This window comes from Streptomyces sp. NPDC037410, assembly GCF_055602235.1.
Window position 1 is genome coordinate 230,075 of record NZ_JBVJWR010000005.1, and the last position, 15,560, is coordinate 245,634.

14 protein-coding genes are annotated in these 15,560 nt (G+C 73.7%); 8 read left to right on the top strand and 6 right to left on the bottom strand.

Annotated elements, in window-relative coordinates; translation table 11 throughout:
- Nucleotides 1-118 precede the first annotated feature (118 nt).
- The gene (locus tag ACZ7HT_RS10520; RefSeq protein WP_471162646.1) at nt 119-1,531 is read right to left on the bottom strand and encodes an aminopeptidase P family protein; all 1,413 of its coding nucleotides are present in this window, start codon (nt 1,529-1,531) and stop codon (nt 119-121) included.
- Between the two features lie 159 nt (nt 1,532-1,690).
- On the opposite strand from ACZ7HT_RS10520, the gene ACZ7HT_RS10525 reads away from it, so the two are divergent.
- Nucleotides 1,691-2,674, top strand: a complete 984-nt coding sequence (locus ACZ7HT_RS10525) for a LuxR family transcriptional regulator (RefSeq protein ID WP_471162649.1) — start codon at nt 1,691-1,693, stop codon at nt 2,672-2,674.
- Nucleotides 2,675-2,683: 9 nt separating this feature from the next.
- Here the strand turns inward: ACZ7HT_RS10525 and ACZ7HT_RS10530 are convergent, their stop codons facing one another.
- The 3 genes from ACZ7HT_RS10530 to ACZ7HT_RS10540 are packed head-to-tail and all read right to left on the bottom strand — an operon-like array spanning nt 2,684 to nt 6,541.
- Nucleotides 2,684-4,795, bottom strand: coding sequence for a prolyl oligopeptidase family serine peptidase (locus ACZ7HT_RS10530; RefSeq protein WP_471162651.1), 2,112 nt, complete (start codon nt 4,793-4,795; stop codon nt 2,684-2,686).
- A 24-nt stretch (nt 4,796-4,819) separates the two neighbouring features.
- Complete coding sequence (locus ACZ7HT_RS10535) at nt 4,820-5,368, bottom strand: nitrobindin family protein (protein WP_471162654.1); 549 nt, start codon at nt 5,366-5,368, stop codon at nt 4,820-4,822.
- A 42-nt stretch (nt 5,369-5,410) separates the two neighbouring features.
- Nucleotides 5,411-6,541, bottom strand: coding sequence for a hypothetical protein (locus ACZ7HT_RS10540; protein WP_471162656.1), 1,131 nt, complete (start codon nt 6,539-6,541; stop codon nt 5,411-5,413).
- 173 nt (nt 6,542-6,714) lie between these two features.
- Here ACZ7HT_RS10540 and ACZ7HT_RS10545 point away from each other — a divergent pair, with 173 nt between their 5' ends.
- The 6 genes from ACZ7HT_RS10545 (at nt 6,715) to ACZ7HT_RS10570 (ending at nt 11,923) form a co-directional block, all read left to right on the top strand.
- Nucleotides 6,715-6,798 carry a putative leader peptide gene (locus ACZ7HT_RS10545; RefSeq protein WP_352027631.1) on the top strand — a complete coding sequence of 28 codons (84 nt, stop codon included), beginning with the start codon at nt 6,715-6,717 and terminating at the stop codon, nt 6,796-6,798.
- 116 nt (nt 6,799-6,914) lie between these two features.
- Complete coding sequence (locus tag ACZ7HT_RS10550) at nt 6,915-7,775, top strand: ABC transporter permease (protein ID WP_471162659.1); 861 nt, start codon at nt 6,915-6,917, stop codon at nt 7,773-7,775.
- On the top strand, nt 7,748-8,482 hold the full coding sequence (locus ACZ7HT_RS10555; protein WP_471162662.1) for an ABC transporter ATP-binding protein: 735 nt from the start codon (nt 7,748-7,750) through the stop codon (nt 8,480-8,482). The genes ACZ7HT_RS10550 and ACZ7HT_RS10555 overlap by 28 nt, the downstream gene beginning before the upstream one ends.
- A gap of 34 nt (nt 8,483-8,516) precedes the next feature.
- A complete protein-coding gene (locus ACZ7HT_RS10560; RefSeq protein WP_471162665.1) occupies nt 8,517-9,548 on the top strand; it encodes an ABC transporter substrate-binding protein in 1,032 nt (343 codons plus the stop codon).
- Nucleotides 9,548-10,759, top strand: a complete 1,212-nt coding sequence (locus ACZ7HT_RS10565; RefSeq protein WP_471162667.1) for an LLM class flavin-dependent oxidoreductase — start codon at nt 9,548-9,550, stop codon at nt 10,757-10,759. Before ACZ7HT_RS10560 ends, ACZ7HT_RS10565 begins: the two co-directional genes overlap by 1 nt.
- A 63-nt stretch (nt 10,760-10,822) precedes the next feature.
- Entirely contained in the window at nt 10,823-11,923 is a 1,101-nt protein-coding gene (locus tag ACZ7HT_RS10570; protein WP_471162671.1) for an NAD(P)-binding domain-containing protein, read from the top strand.
- 4 nt (nt 11,924-11,927) lie between these two features.
- On the opposite strand, the gene mltG is transcribed toward ACZ7HT_RS10570, so the two are convergent.
- Both mltG and ACZ7HT_RS10580 read right to left on the bottom strand, forming a co-directional pair.
- Complete coding sequence (gene mltG / locus ACZ7HT_RS10575; protein WP_471162674.1) at nt 11,928-12,833, bottom strand: endolytic transglycosylase MltG; 906 nt, start codon at nt 12,831-12,833, stop codon at nt 11,928-11,930.
- A gap of 289 nt (nt 12,834-13,122) precedes the next feature.
- Nucleotides 13,123-15,003: an ABC transporter ATP-binding protein gene (locus ACZ7HT_RS10580; RefSeq protein ID WP_471162677.1), complete on the bottom strand. Its 1,881-nt coding sequence runs from the start codon at nt 15,001-15,003 to the stop codon at nt 13,123-13,125.
- A gap of 90 nt (nt 15,004-15,093) precedes the next feature.
- On the opposite strand from ACZ7HT_RS10580, the gene ACZ7HT_RS10585 reads away from it, so the two are divergent.
- Complete coding sequence (locus tag ACZ7HT_RS10585; RefSeq protein ID WP_471162679.1) at nt 15,094-15,555, top strand: MarR family winged helix-turn-helix transcriptional regulator; 462 nt, start codon at nt 15,094-15,096, stop codon at nt 15,553-15,555.
- The last annotated feature ends 5 nt before the right edge of the window (nt 15,556-15,560 follow it).

Below are 15,560 nucleotides of genomic sequence, written 5' to 3' on the forward strand. Positions count from 1 at the left end.
CGGGCGATCCGTCCCAACGTCCCTCCCCCGCGGCACGACGAGCCGAACTCCGGGACGACACGAGGGGCCGTCCGCGTGAATTCACGCGGACGGCCCCTCGTCCGAGCCGGCGGGAGGCTCAGCCCGCGAACCGGGCCATCCACGCCTCGACCTCGGTCGAGGAGCGCGGCAGACCGGCCGACAGGTTCTCGTGGCCGTCCTCGGTGACGACCAGGTCGTCCTCGATCCGGACGCCGATGCCGCGCCACTCCTCGGGCACGGTCAGGTCGTCCGGCTGGAAGTACAGGCCGGGCTCGACCGTGAGCACCATGCCCGGTTCGAGGACGCCGTCGACGTACTCCTCCGTGCGGGCCTGCGCGCAGTCGTGGACGTCGAGGCCGAGCATGTGGCCGGTGCCGGCCATGGTGAAGCGGCGCTGGAGGCCCAGCTCGTACGCGCGGTCGACGGGCCCCTCGATGAAGCCCCACTCGACGAGGCGCGCCGTCAGGTGGCGCTGGGAGGCCTCGTGGAAGTCGCGGTACGGGGCGCCCGGCTTCACCGCGGCCATGCCCGCCTCCTGCGCCTCGTACACCGCGTCGTACACCTGGCGCTGGACCGGGGTGAAGGTGCCGCCGATGGGGAGGGTGCGGGTGACGTCGGCGGTGTAGAGGGAGTGCGTCTCCACGCCGGCGTCGAGGAGGAGCAGCTCGCCGGGGCGGACCGGGCCGTCGTTGTCCGTCCAGTGCATGATCGTCGCGTGGTCGCCGGCGGCGCAGATGGAGCCGTAGCCGACGTGGTTGCCCTCCAGGCGGGCGCGGCGGAAGAAGGTCCCTTCGATCCACCGCTCGGAGGAGGCGATCGCGCGGGAGAGCTCGGCGACGCAGTCGGTGAAGCCGCGGACGGTGGAGTCGACCGCCTTGCGCATCTCGCCGAGTTCCCAGGCGTCCTTGACGAGGCGGAGGTCGCTGAGCGCGCCTTCGAGCTCGGCGTCGCGCTCCTCGTCGGTGGTGACGGCGGCTTCGAGGGCCGGGTCGATCCCGCGGACGATCCGGGTCGGCACGCCGGAGCCGGCGGCCAGGTCCTCCGTGATGGTGCGGACGTCGCGGCAGGGCAGTCCGAGGACGGTCGCGGACTCGGCGAGGGAGCGGCGGCGGCCCATCCACAGCTCGGCGGTGTAGCCGATCCAGAACTCGTCGTTGTCGCGGCTGTCGCGGGGCAGCTGGTAGCAGTAGGCGTCGTGGCCGCCGTCGGCGCGGGGTTCGAGGACGAGCGCGCCGTCGCGGGTCTGGTCTCCGGTCATGTGGACGTAGCCGGAGTAGGGGCGGAACGGGTAGTTGTCGTCGTTGGAGCGGTACTTGAGGTTGCCCGAGGGGACGATCAGGCGCTCGCCGGGGAAGAGCGCGGAGAGCGCCAGACGGCGCCCGGCCGCGAACGGGGCCTGCTCGGCCGGTTCGAGGTCGTGCCGTTCGGTGTCCGCCCAACCCGTCCTCATCAGAGCGGAGAGCTCCTCGGAGACGCCGTTGTAGAGGCCGTTCTTGCGACCCTTCGCCACGTCCTGCACCTTCTTCCGGGTACGTTCTCGGCCGCCGGCCGTCGACGGCACCCGGAAGGTACTGCGCCGCGGGCCCGCCGGGTGCCCGGATCGGCCAGTGGCACGGATCTGCCACACCCGGGCGGCGGGGGCGGTCCGCGCGGGCCGATAATGCGGTCCATGGCGAACGAGAAGCTCGGTGAGGCGCTCCGGCTCCTCGGGATCGACGACGAGGCCCGCCGGGTCTACGTCCGGCTCCTGGAACTCGGTCCCGCGCCGCTGAGCGCGATCGGTTCCGCGGCCGGTCTCGACGGCGCGGAGCTGACCGCGGCGTACGGGGAGCTGGTCGACGCGGGCCTGGCGAGCCCGGCGGGGCAGGACCCGGACCTGGTGGCTCCGGTGCCTCCCGCCGCGGGCCTGGAGATCCTGGGGCGGCACCGGGCGGCCGAGCTCGACGAGTCGCGGATCACCGTCGGCGGCGCCTTCGAGTCGTTCCGGCGGCAGCGGCTCGCCGCGTACCACGACGATCTGGTCGAGGTGGTGACCGGCGACGCGGTCGGGCCCCGGATGCGGCACGCCTGGGCGAGCGCGCGCGGGGAGATCCGGCAGCTGGACTCCCCGCCGTACTTCCCGCTGCCCAGCGCCACCGACGACGCGCTGGCGACGCTGGCGCGCGGGGTGACCCAGCGGGTCGTCTACTCGCAGGCCTCGCTGGAGTACCCGGGGCAGCTGGAGTCGTCGATCGAGCCGTGCGTGGAGGCCGGGGAGCAGGCGCGGGTGCTGCCGTCGGTGCCGGTGAAACTGGTGATCATCGACGAGTCGTACGCCATGGTCTCGCTCTCCATCAAGGAGGCCGACGTCCACAACAGCATGCTGGTGGTGCAGCCGTGCGGCCTGCTGTCGGCGCTGGTCGCGCTGTTCGAGCAGACCTGGCAGAACGCGCTGCCCCTGCACGGCCGTTCCGTCCGGCCGGCCGGACTGCTTCCGGCCGACCGGCGGCTGTTGCGGCTCCTCGCCGGCGGGGCGGGCGACGAGGTCATCGCCCGGGAGATCGGGGTCAGCCGCCGTACGCTCTTCCGCCGGATCCAGGTGCTCATGGCCCGGCTCGGCGCCACGAGCCGCTTCCAGATGGCGCTGCAGGCACAGCGCGCGGGCTGGCTCTAGGACCCGGGCTCAGGTGAGGTGCCGCCGGAGGAAGGTGTGCACCAGGGCGCTGTTGTGGGCGGCCTGTTCGTTGTCCCCTGCGCCCGCGTGGCCGCCGCCGGTGTTCTCGTGGAACAGCACGGGGTGACCGAGCTCCCGCAGCCGCGCCGCCGTCTTGCGCGCGTGGCCGGGGTGGACCCGGTCGTCGCGGGTGGAGGTCATGAGGAGCAGCGGAGGGTACGTCCGGTCGGCCTCGATCCGGTGGTACGGGGAGAGTTCCCGCAGGTGGGCGAGGTCGGCCGGGTCGTCGGGGTCGCCGTACTCGGCGATCCAGGACGCGCCCGCGAGGAGCTGGTGGAAGCGGGTCATGTCGAGCAGCGGGACCTGCGCGACGATCGCCCCGAACAGCTGGGGGTAGCGGGTGAGCATCGCGCCCATGAGCAGGCCGCCGTTGCTGCCGCCCGCCGCGCCGAGCCGGTCCGGGGTGGTGATGCCCCGCGCGACGAGGTCCTCGGCGACGGCCGCGAAGTCCTCGAAGGCCCGCGGCCGTTCGGCGCCGAGCGCGGCCTGGTGCCAGTCCGGGCCGTACTCGCCGCCGCCCCGGATGTTCGCGATGACGTACGTGCCGCCGCCCTCCAGCCACCCGCGGCCCCGCAGGGCGCCGTAGGCGGGGGTGAGGGAGACCTCGAAGCCGCCGTAGCCGTAGAGGAGGGCGGGCCCGGGTCCGGTGGCGGTGTGGTCGGGACCGATGACGAAGTAGGGGACGCGGGTGCCGTCGGAGGAGGCCGCGAAGTACTGCGCGACGGTGAGCCCTGCGGTGTCGAAGCGGTCCGGGGCCTGCTTGAGCACCTCCGTCTCGCCGCCGATCTGCCCGCGGTGGAGGCTGGAGGGCTGGAGGAAGCCCGACACGTCGAGGAAGTACTCGTCGGAGACGTCCGGGTCCGTGTCCACGACGGCGACGGCGGACAGCGCCGGGACGCCGACGAGCGGGGTCCGCGTCCAGCCGGCGCCGTCGGGGCCCGGGGTGAGGACCTCGATGTGGGCGCTGACGTCCCGCATCGTCTCCAGGATCAGGTGGTGCCGGGTCCAGGAGTACCCGGCGAGGGCCGTCCGCGCGTCCGGGGTGAACAGCACCTCGAAGGTGCGGTCGCCCGCGAGGAAGGCGTCGAAGCCGAAGGCGAGGAGGGAGCCGGTGGGCTGCCCGAGCCACGCGGACTTCAGGGTGACGAGCAGGTGCCGGCCGTGGGCGTCGACGAGCGCGTCCTCGGGGACGTCGATGCGTACCGTCGTGCCGCCGGGCTGTCCGTCGTACGTGCTGCCGGGCGTGGTGGCGGACGTGCCGCCGGGCGTTCCGTCGGACGTGCCACCGGGCGTTCCGCCAGGCGTGCCGCCGTCGGGCGTCAGGAGGTACGTCTCGCTGCGGAAGAAGTCCAGCGAGCGGCCGACGAAGTCCCGCTCGAAGCCGGGGGTGGGGTCGTGGTACCCCCAGGCCGACACGTCGCTGTCCTGGGCCTCGTAGACCAGCTCGGACTCCTCGATCGGCGTGCCGCGCCGCCACCGGCGGACCGTGCGCGGGTAGCCGGAGTCGGTCAGGGAGCCCGGTCCGGTGTCCGTGCCGACGAAGACGGTGTCGGCGTCGATCCAGCCGATCCGCGTCTTCGCCTCCGGCACCTGGAAGCCGTCCTCGACGAACTCCCGTGTGCCGAGGTCGAACTCGCGGACCACGACGGCGTCGCCGCCGTCCCGAGAGAGCCGCACGAGGGCCCGGTCGTACGCGGGAAGGCGCGCCCGCGCCCCGTCCCAGACCCACTTCTCGCCCTCGGCGGCGGCGAGCGCGTCGACGTCGAGGAGGACCTCCCACTCGGGTTCGTCCTTGCGGTACTGCTCCAGGGTCGTGCGCCGCCACACCCCGCGCACGTGCTCGGCGTCGCGCCAGAAGTTGTAGAGGTACGCGCCGCGCCGCGTGGTGTACGGGATGCGGTCCGAGGCGTCGAGCACCTCCCGCAGGCGCGCCTTCAGCGGGGCGAACCCGGCGTCGGCGGCCAGCACCTCCGCCGTCTCGGCGTTCCGCTCGGCCACCCACGCGAGGGCGGCCTCGCCGGAGATGTCTTCCAGCCACAGGTACGGGTCGTCATCGCTCACCCCCGTATTGTGCAGGCTCGCGCTTCAGCTCCGGCTTTCACGGCGCAGCCGTACCGCGAGGTGGTGCTGGAGCGGACGGCCGACGGCGGCGAGGTCGTGGACGAAGTCGAGGGTGTCCTCGTCGGTGAGGGTGTAGCGGCGGCGGGTGGCGTCGACCTGCTTGGCGGTGGGCGCGAGGGCGACCTCGTGGGTGGCGAGGTCGACGGCGGTGCCGTCCGCGCGGCCGACGGCGATCTCGGCGATGCCGGTCGGCTGGGTGATCAGGGCCTCGACCCGGCCCTCGGGCTGCAGCCGCCACCAGCCGCTCTCGCGGGCCGACGGCCGCAGCGGGGTGCCGTCCTCGTCGATGAGCCAGGACCGCGCCTCGTAGTGCAGGAAGGGGCGCCCGTCGTGGCTGAAGGTGACCTCCTGCTCGTACGCGAAGTCCTCGGCGAGCGTCGGATAGCCGCCCCGCCCGCGCCCCACCCAGGTCCCGAGCAGCCCGGCGACCGGGGCGAGCAGCGCATGCGGCGCGGGCTCCTCGTCCGCCCGGAACGCGTCGGGGTACGGGTGCTGCCGGTCGCGGTCGTTCATGAGGGTGCGCTCCTGGGGTCGGGGCCTGTGCCGTACGGCAGCTTAGGCCGCCGGTTCCGGCGCGCCCCGCAGGGAGAGCCGGAGCACCGTGGTGGCGAGGACACCGGCGAGGAGGCCGCAGGTCAGAGCGGCCGGGATGCCGTTGCCGATGGCGGCGGAGGAGGAGAGGAGGCCCTGCTGGGGGCCCGTCCCGACGACGGCGATCCGCAGGAGCTGGCTCGCGAGGAGGCCGAGGACGGTGGCGCCGACCGCACCGGCCGCCATGGCCGGGAGCGTGACCCGGGTGAGGAGCCCGGGGAGCCGGCTCAGGGCCCACCAGACGACGGCGAGGAGGAGGACGTCGGAGGCCCGGTAGAGGAGCCAGTCTCCGATCTGGCCGCCCGCCGGGGCGTCCCAGGCGCCGAGCAGCAGCCACTGGCGCAGCAGGTCGCCGGGGTCGGCGAGGGGTCCGCCGTCCGGAGAGTACGACTGGAGGGCGGCGGCGACCGGCTGGTACGAGAGGACCACCACGGACAGGGCGGTCACGGCGGTCCCCGCGGTGGCGGCCAGGCGCGCGGCGCGGGCCGGGACGACCGTGCGGGGCAGCGGCCTCGCGCCTTCGGCGGCGATCCGCGCGAGGAGGACGGTCGCTCCCGCCGCGACGAGCGACACGGCCACGGGGAGCTGCCGTCCGGCGGCGGTCACGCTCGCCAGCTGGGGCAGGAAACGGTAACTGCCGTGCCCGGCCGCGGCGATGAGCCAGGGCGCGGACACGGCGGCGGCCAGCGTCCCGGCCACCGCGCCCCAGGCCCACAGCGCGAGGAACGCCGCGGTGGTGCGCCCGCGCTCGGGCGGGAGCCTGCGGATCAGCAGGAGGGCGCCGAGGACGAAGGCGGCGAACACCACTCCGTAGCGGATCTGGAGCCCGGCCGTGTAGAGCCCGTTGTAGCGGTCGCGACCGTCGTCGGCGAGGAGTGCGTAGCCGTGGCCCTGCACGCCGGAGTCGAGGAAGGACGGCGGGTCGTACGCCCAGGGGGTCACCCAGCGCTGGAGCTCGGCGACCGCGTCGGGGCCGAGCGTCCCGACGCTGCCGGGCAGCCGCAGCGCGTCGGCGCCGGCCCCGGCCCACCACAGGAGTGCGGCGAGCAGCAGCCCGCCGATGAGCGCGGGTATCGCCGCGCGCCGGTATGTCATTCCGTGTCCCCCGTCGTGAACGTGCCGTCCGAGTGCCCCCGTTGGAGACTACGGTCCGCTGATCACGTGTCGGCCACGGAGGCACGTCGGTTCGGCGGGCAGGACGCTCCGGGGATGCGTCCAGGGTCCGAGACACCGTTGACCGCGCGCGTGCCGACCGCTACGTTCGCGCCATGTTGCGTACAGCCCTGCTCACCACGCGCGGTCACATCGACCTGCTGCGGGTGGCCTCCGCCGCGTGTCGCCGCGGTCGCTGACGCCCTCTCACCGCCTTCACCACACCTCTGACGCCCTGGCTCCCGTGCGCGCGTGTCCGCTCCGCGCCCACGGGCGCTGAGGCGTACCTTCACCTCCCTCTCCCCCGGAGTCCGCCATGACGGTCGACCATGCCCCGCCCTCACCCCTGCCCGACATATCGCCTTTGCCGGAGATCGAACCCCTCACTCCCGCCCGGAGACCGGGCCGCCGCCCGTCCGTTCCCCGCTGGCTGCGCCGGGCCGTGGGCCCCGTGGTGCTGCTCGCCCTCTGGCAGTCGTGCAGTGCGACGGGGGTGCTGCCCGCGGACGTGCTGGCCTCGCCGGGGACCGTCGCGCGGGCCGCCGGCGACCTGGCCGGGGACGGGACGCTGCCGACCGCGATGGGGGTCTCGCTGCGGCGGGTCGCCGTGGGTCTGCTGCTCGGCGGGGTCGTGGGGATCGCGCTCGCCCTGCTGTCCGGGCTCTCGCGGCTCGGGGAGGACCTCGTGGACGCCCCCGTCCAGATGCTGCGGACGGTGCCGTGGGTCGGCCTGATCCCGCTGTTCATCATCTGGCTGGGCATCGGGGAGGCGCCCAAGGTGGCGCTGATCGCCCTCGGGGTCGCCTTCCACCTCTATCTGAACGTGTACGCCGGGATCCGCGGGGTCGACGCCCGACTCGTCGAGGCGGGCGAGTCCCTGGGGCTCGGCCGGTGGGGTCTGGTCCGGCACGTCGTCCTGCCGGGCGCGCTGCCCGGGGCGATGACCGGCCTGCGCTACTCCCTGGCGACGGCCTGGCTCGCGCTGGTCTTCGGCGAGTCCATCAACGCCGACGCCGGGATCGGCTTCCTCATGAACCAGGCGCGGGAGTTCTTCCGCACGGACGTGATCGTCGTCTGCCTGGTCGTCTACGCCTTCCTCGGCCTGCTCGCCGACACCCTCGTCCGTACGCTCGAAAGGCTGCTGCTGCAATGGCGACCGACCTTCACGGGGCAGTGACCGTCCAGGGTCTCACCCGCTCCTTCGACGGGCGTCCCGTCGTCGACGGCCTCGATCTGACCCTGCGCGCCGGGCAGTTCACCGCGCTGCTCGGGCACAGCGGCTGCGGCAAGTCGACGCTCCTGCGGATCCTCGCGGGGCTCGACCGGGAGATCTCCGGCACGGTCCTGGTGCCGCGCCGCCGCGCGGTCGCCTTCCAGGCACCGCGCCTGATGCCCTGGAAGAAGGTCTGGCGGAACGTGCTGCTCGGGCTGCCGGGGAGGCCGGACCGGGCGGTGGCGGAGCAGGCGCTCGCCGAGGTGGGCCTCGACCACCGCTCAGGGGCCTGGCCGAAGACCCTGTCGGGCGGCGAGGCCCAACGCGCCTCGCTCGCCCGGGCGTTGGTACGGGACCCGGATCTGCTGCTGCTCGACGAGCCGTTCGGCGCGCTGGACGCGCTGACCAGGATCAAGGCCCAGCGACTGGTGGCCGAGCTGTGGCAGCGGCGCGGCTGCACGGTCCTGCTCGTCACGCACGACGTCGACGAGGCGCTGCTGCTCGCGGACCGGACGCTGGTGATGCGCGACGGGGTGATCGCGTACGACACCGCCGTCGACCTCGACCGCCCCCGCTCCCCCGGCGACCCCGCCCTCGCCGCGCTCCGCACCCGACTGCTCGCCGAACTGGGCGTCGCCGAGGCCGAGTTCGCCTCACGCGTGACGTCCTGACGACCGCCCCCGAACCCTTCCCGAGGAGACAACCGTGAAGTCCTTCCGTCTGTCCGCCGCGGCGCTGCTCGTGCCGCTCGCCCTGCTCGCCTCCGCCTGCTCCGGTGCCGCCGCGGCCGGCAGCGCCTCGAACTCCGACGGCCAGGGCCCCCTCGTCCTGAACGTCGGCGACCAGAAGGGCGGCGCCGAGGCCCTGCTGCGCGCCGCCGGTGAGCTCGACGACCTCCCCTACCGGGTGAAGTGGTCGACGTTCACCTCCGGCCCACCGCTCCTCGAAGCGGTGAACGCCAGAGCCGTCGACTTCGGATCCGTCGGGAACACCCCGCCCGTCTTCGCGGCCGGCGCCGGCTCGAAGATCACCGTGGTCGCCGCGACGCACGGCGACTCCGCGGGAGAGACGATCCTCGTCCCGAAGGACTCCCCGCTGCGCACCGCGCGGGACCTGAGGGGGAAGCGGATCGCCGTCGCCCAGGGCAGCTCCGCCCACTTCCAGCTGATCGCCTCGCTCCGCAAGGCCGGGCTCGGCCTGGACGACGTCCAGGTCAGCCTGTTGCAGCCGGCCGACGCGCTCGCCGCGTTCACCGCCGGCAAGGTCGACGCCTGGGCGGTCTGGGACCCGTACACCTCCCAGGTCCTGCTGAGCGGCAAGGGCCGGGTGCTGACCGACGGGCGCGGGATCGTGAACGGCCTCGGCTTCCAGGTCGCGGCCCCCTCGGCGCTGGCCGACCCGGAGAAGGCGAAGGCCGTCGGCGACCTCGTGGAGCGGCTGCGCCGCGCCCAGGGCTGGGTGTTCGGCCACCCCGGGGAGTGGGCGAAGGTCTGGTCGAAGGAGACCGGGCTGCCGTACGAGGTGGCCCTGGCGGCCGTGAAGCGGAGCAACGGGACGCGCATCCCCGTCGCCCTCGACGACGCGGCGATCGCCTCCGAGCAGAAGATCGCCGACACCTTCACCGCGCTGAAGCTCATCCCGCGCACGTTCCGCTTCGCGGACTACGTCGACACCCGTTTCAACAAGGACCTGCCGCCGTCCACCACGCCGGCGCGCAGCTACGGAAAGGCCTCCTGATGACCGTCCATCTGCACTGGTTCCTGCCGACCGGCGGCGACGGCCGGACCCTCGTCGACCGGCACGCCTACACGGACGGCGGGATCACCCGGGACCGGACCGTGTCCGGGGTGCGCGCGCCCGACATCGACTACCTGATCCAGATCGCCAAGGCGGCCGAACAGCTGGGCTTCGAGGCCGTGCTGACCCCGACCGGCACGTGGTGCGAGGACGCCTGGCTGACGACGGTCGCGCTGTCGCAGCACACCGAGCGTCTCAAGTTCCTGGTGGCGTTCCGGCCGGGGGTGATCTCGCCGGTGCTCGCGGCCCAGATGGCGTCCACGTACCAGCGGATCACCCGGGGCCGGCTGCTGCTCAACGTCGTGACGGGCGGCGACTCGTCCGAGCAGCGCCGCTTCGGCGACCACCTCGACCACGACCGGCGGTACGCCCGGACGGCCGAGTTCCTCTCGGTGGTGCGGGGCGTGTGGAACGGGCGGCCGTACGACTTCGACGGCGAGCACTTCCGGATCGAGGGCGGGCTCACCGCCCTGCCGCCGGACCCGCTGCCCGAGATCTTCTTCGGCGGCTCGTCGGCGGCGGCCGGCCCGGTCGCGGCGGAGCACGCCGACGTGTACCTGACGTGGGGCGAGCCGCCGTGGCAGGTGAAGGAGAAGATCGACTGGATCCGGCGGCTCGCCGAGGAGCGCGGCCGGACGGTCCGCTTCGGGGTCCGGCTGCACACGATCTCGCGCGACTCGGCGCGGGAGGCCTGGGCGACGGCCGACCGGCTGCTCGCGGATCTCGACGCGGAGACCGTCGCCGCGGCGCAGGAGCTGCTCGGCCGGAGCGAGTCGGTGGGCCAGCAGCGGATGCTGGCGCTGCACGGCGGCAGCTCGCTGGACCGCGACCGCCTGGAGATCTCGCCGAACCTGTGGGCGGGTGTCGGTCTGGTACGGGGCGGGGCGGGGACCGCGCTTGTCGGCAGCCACGCCGATGTGGCGGACCGGATCGAGGAGTACCACGCCCTGGGGGTGGAGCACTTCGTCCTGTCCGGCTACCCGCACCTGGAGGAGGCGTACTGGTTCGGCGAGGGCGTGACGCCCGAGCTTGCGGCGCGCGGCCTGTTGCCGTCGGCCCCCGCCTCGCCGCTGCTCGGCGTCCCGGCGGCGAACGGCCGCCCGGCCTCCGCTCCGGGCGGTGCGCCGCTGCTCGTGCCCGGCGGGCGGTAGACGACACCACGGGGCGGGGGGCGGCGCGGGAAGAACCGCACCCCCGCCCCGGTTGGTGGAAGCGTGAACGATTTCGGGTTCGAAGAGGTCAGGGCGGTGGACGTCGTCGTCATCGGCGCCGGGCAGGCGGGGCTCTCGGCCGCCTTCCACCTGCGGCGCACCGGTCTTGAGCCGGACCGGGACTTCGTCGTCCTGGACCACGCCCCCGCGCCGGGCGGCGCCTGGCAGTTCCGGTGGCCCTCGCTCACGTACGGCAAGGTCCACGGAATGCACGCCCTGCCCGGCATGGAGCTCACCGGGGCCGATCCCGCCCGTCCCTCCTCGGAGGTGATCGGCGCGTACTTCGACACGTACGAGCGGACCTTCGGCCTGCGGATCCACCGGCCCGTCGACGTCACCGCCGTGCGGGAGGGCGAGGGCGGGCGGCTGCGGGTCGAGACCTCGGAGGGCGTCTACGCGACGCGGGCCCTGATCAACGCGACGGGCACCTGGGACCGGCCGTTCTGGCCGCGCTACCCGGGGCAGGAGACCTTCCGGGGCCGCCAGCTGCACACCGCCCAGTACCCGGGCCCCGAGGCGTTCGCCGGGAAGCGGGTCCTCGTCGTGGGCGGCGGGGCCTCCGGCACCCAGCACCTCATGGAGATCGCCGAGGTCGCCGCCGGGACGACCTGGGTGACCCGGCGCGAGCCCGTCTACCGCGAGGGCCCGTTCGGCGAGGTGGAGGGCCGCGCGGCCGTCGCCCTGGTCGAAGAGCGGGTGCGGCGCGGGCTGCCGCCGCAGAGCGTCGTCTCGGTCACCGGGCTCCCCCTCAACGACGCGATCCGCGCGGCACGCGCGCGCGGGATCCTGGACCGCCTCCCGATGTTCGACCGGATCACCCCGACCGGGGTGGCCTGGGACGACGGCCGGACCGTCGACGTGGACGTCATCCTGTGGGCGACCGGTTTCCGTGCGGCGATCGACCATCTGGCACCGCTGCGGCTGCGGGAGCCGGGCGGCGGCATCCAGGTCGAGGAGACGCGCGCGGTACGGGACGAGCGCGTCCACCTCGTCGGCTACGGTCCCTCGGCGTCGACGATCGGCGCCAACCGGGCCGGACGCGCGGCGGCCTCCGACATCCGCCGACTGCTCGGCCGCGAGCGGGTCCCCGCGCCTACGCCCTGACCGTTCACTGCCGCGCGGCGCCCCGGTTGGCGTTGAACGCGGCCACGTTCGCCTGGTGGGTGGCGTAGTCGGCGGTGAAGCGCGTGTCCCCGGGGGCCACCGTGACGAAGTAGAGCCAGTCGCCGTCCGCGGGGCGGATCACCGCGTCCAGGGCCTCGTCCCCCGGGTTCCCGATGGGCGTCGGCGGGAGGCCCTTGCGGGCGTAGGTGTTGTACGGGCTCCGGGACTTCGTGTCCTCGGCGCTGGTGTCGACGGTGCTGCGCCCGAGGGCGTAGTGGAGCGTCGAGTCCATCTGGAGCGCCATGCCCCGCGCGAGCCGGTTGTGGACGACACGCGCCACCTTCGCCATGTCCTCCGGGTTGTCGGCCTCGGCCTGCACGATGCTGGCCGCGATCACCGTCTCGTAGACGCTGAGTCCGTGCGCCCGCGCCCCTTCGGCGATCCGCCCGGCGCCGTAACGCCTGCCCGCGGTGTCCACCATGAAGCGCAGCAGCGCCTCCGGGGTGGTGGACGAGAGCACCGGGTAGGTCGCCGGGAAGAGGTAGCCCTCGGGGTTGCCGCCGGCCGCGGCGGGCAGCGGGAGGACGCCGGAGGTGGTCGCGGTCTTCCGCGCGGTCCCGTCGGGCAGGTGGAGTGCCCGGTCGACGGCGGCGTAGACCTGGCCGGCCCGCCAGCCCTCCGGGACGAGGAGGGTGCGGGGCTGTTCGACGGCCGGTTCGTCGCGGGTGAGAAGGAGCGGGACGGCGACGCCGACCGCCAGGACGAGGACCGCCCCGAGGAGCAGCGCGAGCCGGCCGCGCCGGGTGAGGCGGGAACGGCGGTCTCGACGGGCTCGGCGGGGAGGCCGGGGCAGGGTCGGGCGGCGAGGACGGCGCTGGGGTGCGTACGGTGACGGCGTCCGGTACGTCATGAGCGCACGCTAACGCGGGCCGTACGCGAATCCGGGGATCCCGCGCACACGGCGGCGCCGCCGGCCCCCTGGGACGGGGGGCCGACGGCGCCGGGCACTGCGATCGTCAGACGAGCCAGCCCAGGAAGTGGAGGACGCCGGCGAGCAGGTTGGTGATGACGTTCATGATGGTGCTTCTCCTCGTACAGGTACATCAGTGGGACGTGTGCGGTCGCGGTCTGCAGCCCGTCGCTCGCACTCCGTGATCATCTGATGCCGTACGGCACCCGGGCAACGAATCCCGGCACGATCACACGTTCTGGGGAACAACCGCTCCCACGTTCGTCTGTTCGGCCCGGCTCGGGTCCTCGGCGTCGCCCTTCGCGGCCGTACGGGCGTCCCGGCGGACCAGCGCGGCGTACCGTCCGTCGCGGGCGAGCAGCTCCTCGTGCGTCCCGCGCTCCGCTATCCGGCCGGCCTCCAGGACGACGATCTGGTCGGCGTCGCGGACGGTGGAGAGCCGGTGGGCGATGGTGATCGTGGTGCGGCCGGCCGACAGGGCGTCGATGGCGCGCTGTACCGCGTGCTCGGTGCGGGTGTCGAGGGCGCTGGTCGCCTCGTCGAGGATCAGGACCGGCGGATCGCGCAGGATGGTGCGCGCGATGGCGAGGCGCTGCTTCTCGCCGCCGGAGAAGCGGTAGCCGCGCTCGCCGACGAGGGTGTCGTACCCCTCGGGGAGCGAGGCGATGTGCTCGTGGATCTGGGCGGCGCGGGCGGCGGCCTCGATCTCCTCGTCGGTGGCCTCCGGCTTGGCGAAGCGGAGGTTGTCGGCGACGGAGGCGTGGAAGAGGTACGTCTCCTGGGAGACGACGCCGACGGCGCGGGCGAGGGTGTCGAAGTCCAGGTCGCGCACGTCGGCCCCGTCGAGGGTGACGCGGCCGCCGGTGACGTCGTACAGCCGGGGCACCAGGTAGCTGAGGGTGGACTTGCCGGAGCCGGTGGGGCCGACGACGGCCAGGCTGCCGCCGGCGGGGACGGTCAGGTCGATGCCGTCCAGGGTCGGACGGCTCTGCCCGTCGCGGTCGTAGTGGAACGCGACCTTCTCGAAGGCGACCTCGCCGCGGATCTCCGGCAGCGGGACCGGCTCGTCGGGCTCGGTGATCTCGACGGGCAGGTCGAGGTACTCGAAGATGCGCTGGAAGAGCGCGAGGGAGGTCTGCACCTGCACGCCGGTGGAGAGCAGGCTGACGGCGGGCCGGAAGAGGCCCTGCTGGAGCGAGACGAAGGCGACGAGCGTGCCGAGCGAGATCTCCGAGACGCCCCGCCCGAGGGCGATGCCGGCGGCCCAGTAGATCAGGGCGGGCATGGCGGCCATGACGATGCCGATGGTGGACATCCGCCACCGTCCGGCCATGGAGGAGCGCACTTCGAGGTCGACGAGGCGCTCGGACTCCTCGGCGAAGGACATGGTCAGGGAGTCGGCGCGGCCCATGGTGCGGCCGAGCAGGATGCCGCTGACCGAGAGGGACTCGGTGACGGTCGCGGCCATGGCGGCCATCTGCTTCTGGCGCTGGGTGGTGATCTTCTTGCGCTCGCGGCCGACGCGGCGGCTGATCCAGACGAAGACGGGCAGCAGGAGCAGCGAGACGAGGGTGAGGCGCCAGTCGAGGGCGAGCATGGCGACGACGGTCGCGACGACGGCGGTCAGGTTGGAGACCAGGGAGGTGGCCGTGGAGGTCACGGTCGCCTGCATGCCGCCGATGTCGTTGGCGATGCGGGACTGGACCTCGCCCGTACGCGTGCGCGTGAAGAAGGCGAGCGGCATCCGCTGGAGCTGCTCGTAGACCCCGGTGCGCAGGTCGTGCATGACGCGCTGGCCGACGGTGGTCGATATGAGGGTCTGGAGCACGCCGAAGACGCTGGTCAGGACGGCGGTGGCGATCATGCCGAGGGCGAGCAGGCTGAGGAGCCCGGTGCGGCCCTGGGGGATCGCGACGTCCAGGATCTCGCGCAGGAGGAACGGCGAGGCGACCGACACGAGCGAGGCGGCGCCGACCAGGAGGCCGACGAGCGCGAGGCGCGCGCGGTAGGGGCGGAAGAGCCGCAGGATCCGCCGCACCTGCGCGGGCTCCTTGGGCTGGCCGGGGTCGCGGGGCGGGGGCGTCCAGTCGGACTGGTCGTGGGGGCGCATGGGCTCCTTCGGAAGATTCGACGGTCGATAGAGACCATAGCTCATTGTTACCTATACTCACAATGAACATGGTCCTGATATTGTTCCCGTATGAACACCTCCGACCGTCCGGGCGGGACCGACACCGACGGGCTCCTCGCCGAGCAGCTGCTGCGGCTCACCCGGCGCCTGCACCGCATCCAGAAGCGCCATCTGGAGCCGGTCGGCATCACCCCCGCGCAGTCCCGGCTGCTGCGCACGGTCGCGCACTTCGGCGAGCCGCCCCGGATGGCCGACCTCGCGGCCCGCCTGGAGGTCGTCCCGAGGGCCGTGACCAGTCTCGTCGACGGCCTGGAGGCGGGCGACCGGGTGCGCCGGGTGCCCGACCCGAGCAACCGCCGGGTGGTGCGGGTCGAGCTCACCGACGCGGGCCGCGCCACGCTGCGCGAGCTGCGCAGCGCGCGCCGGGCCGCCGCAGAGGACATCCTTGCTCCATTGACCGTCGAACAGCGCGAGGTGCTCGAAGGTCTGCTGTCCGCCCTGGTCGACCCCGGCCCGGAGCGCGGCTGCTGACCCGA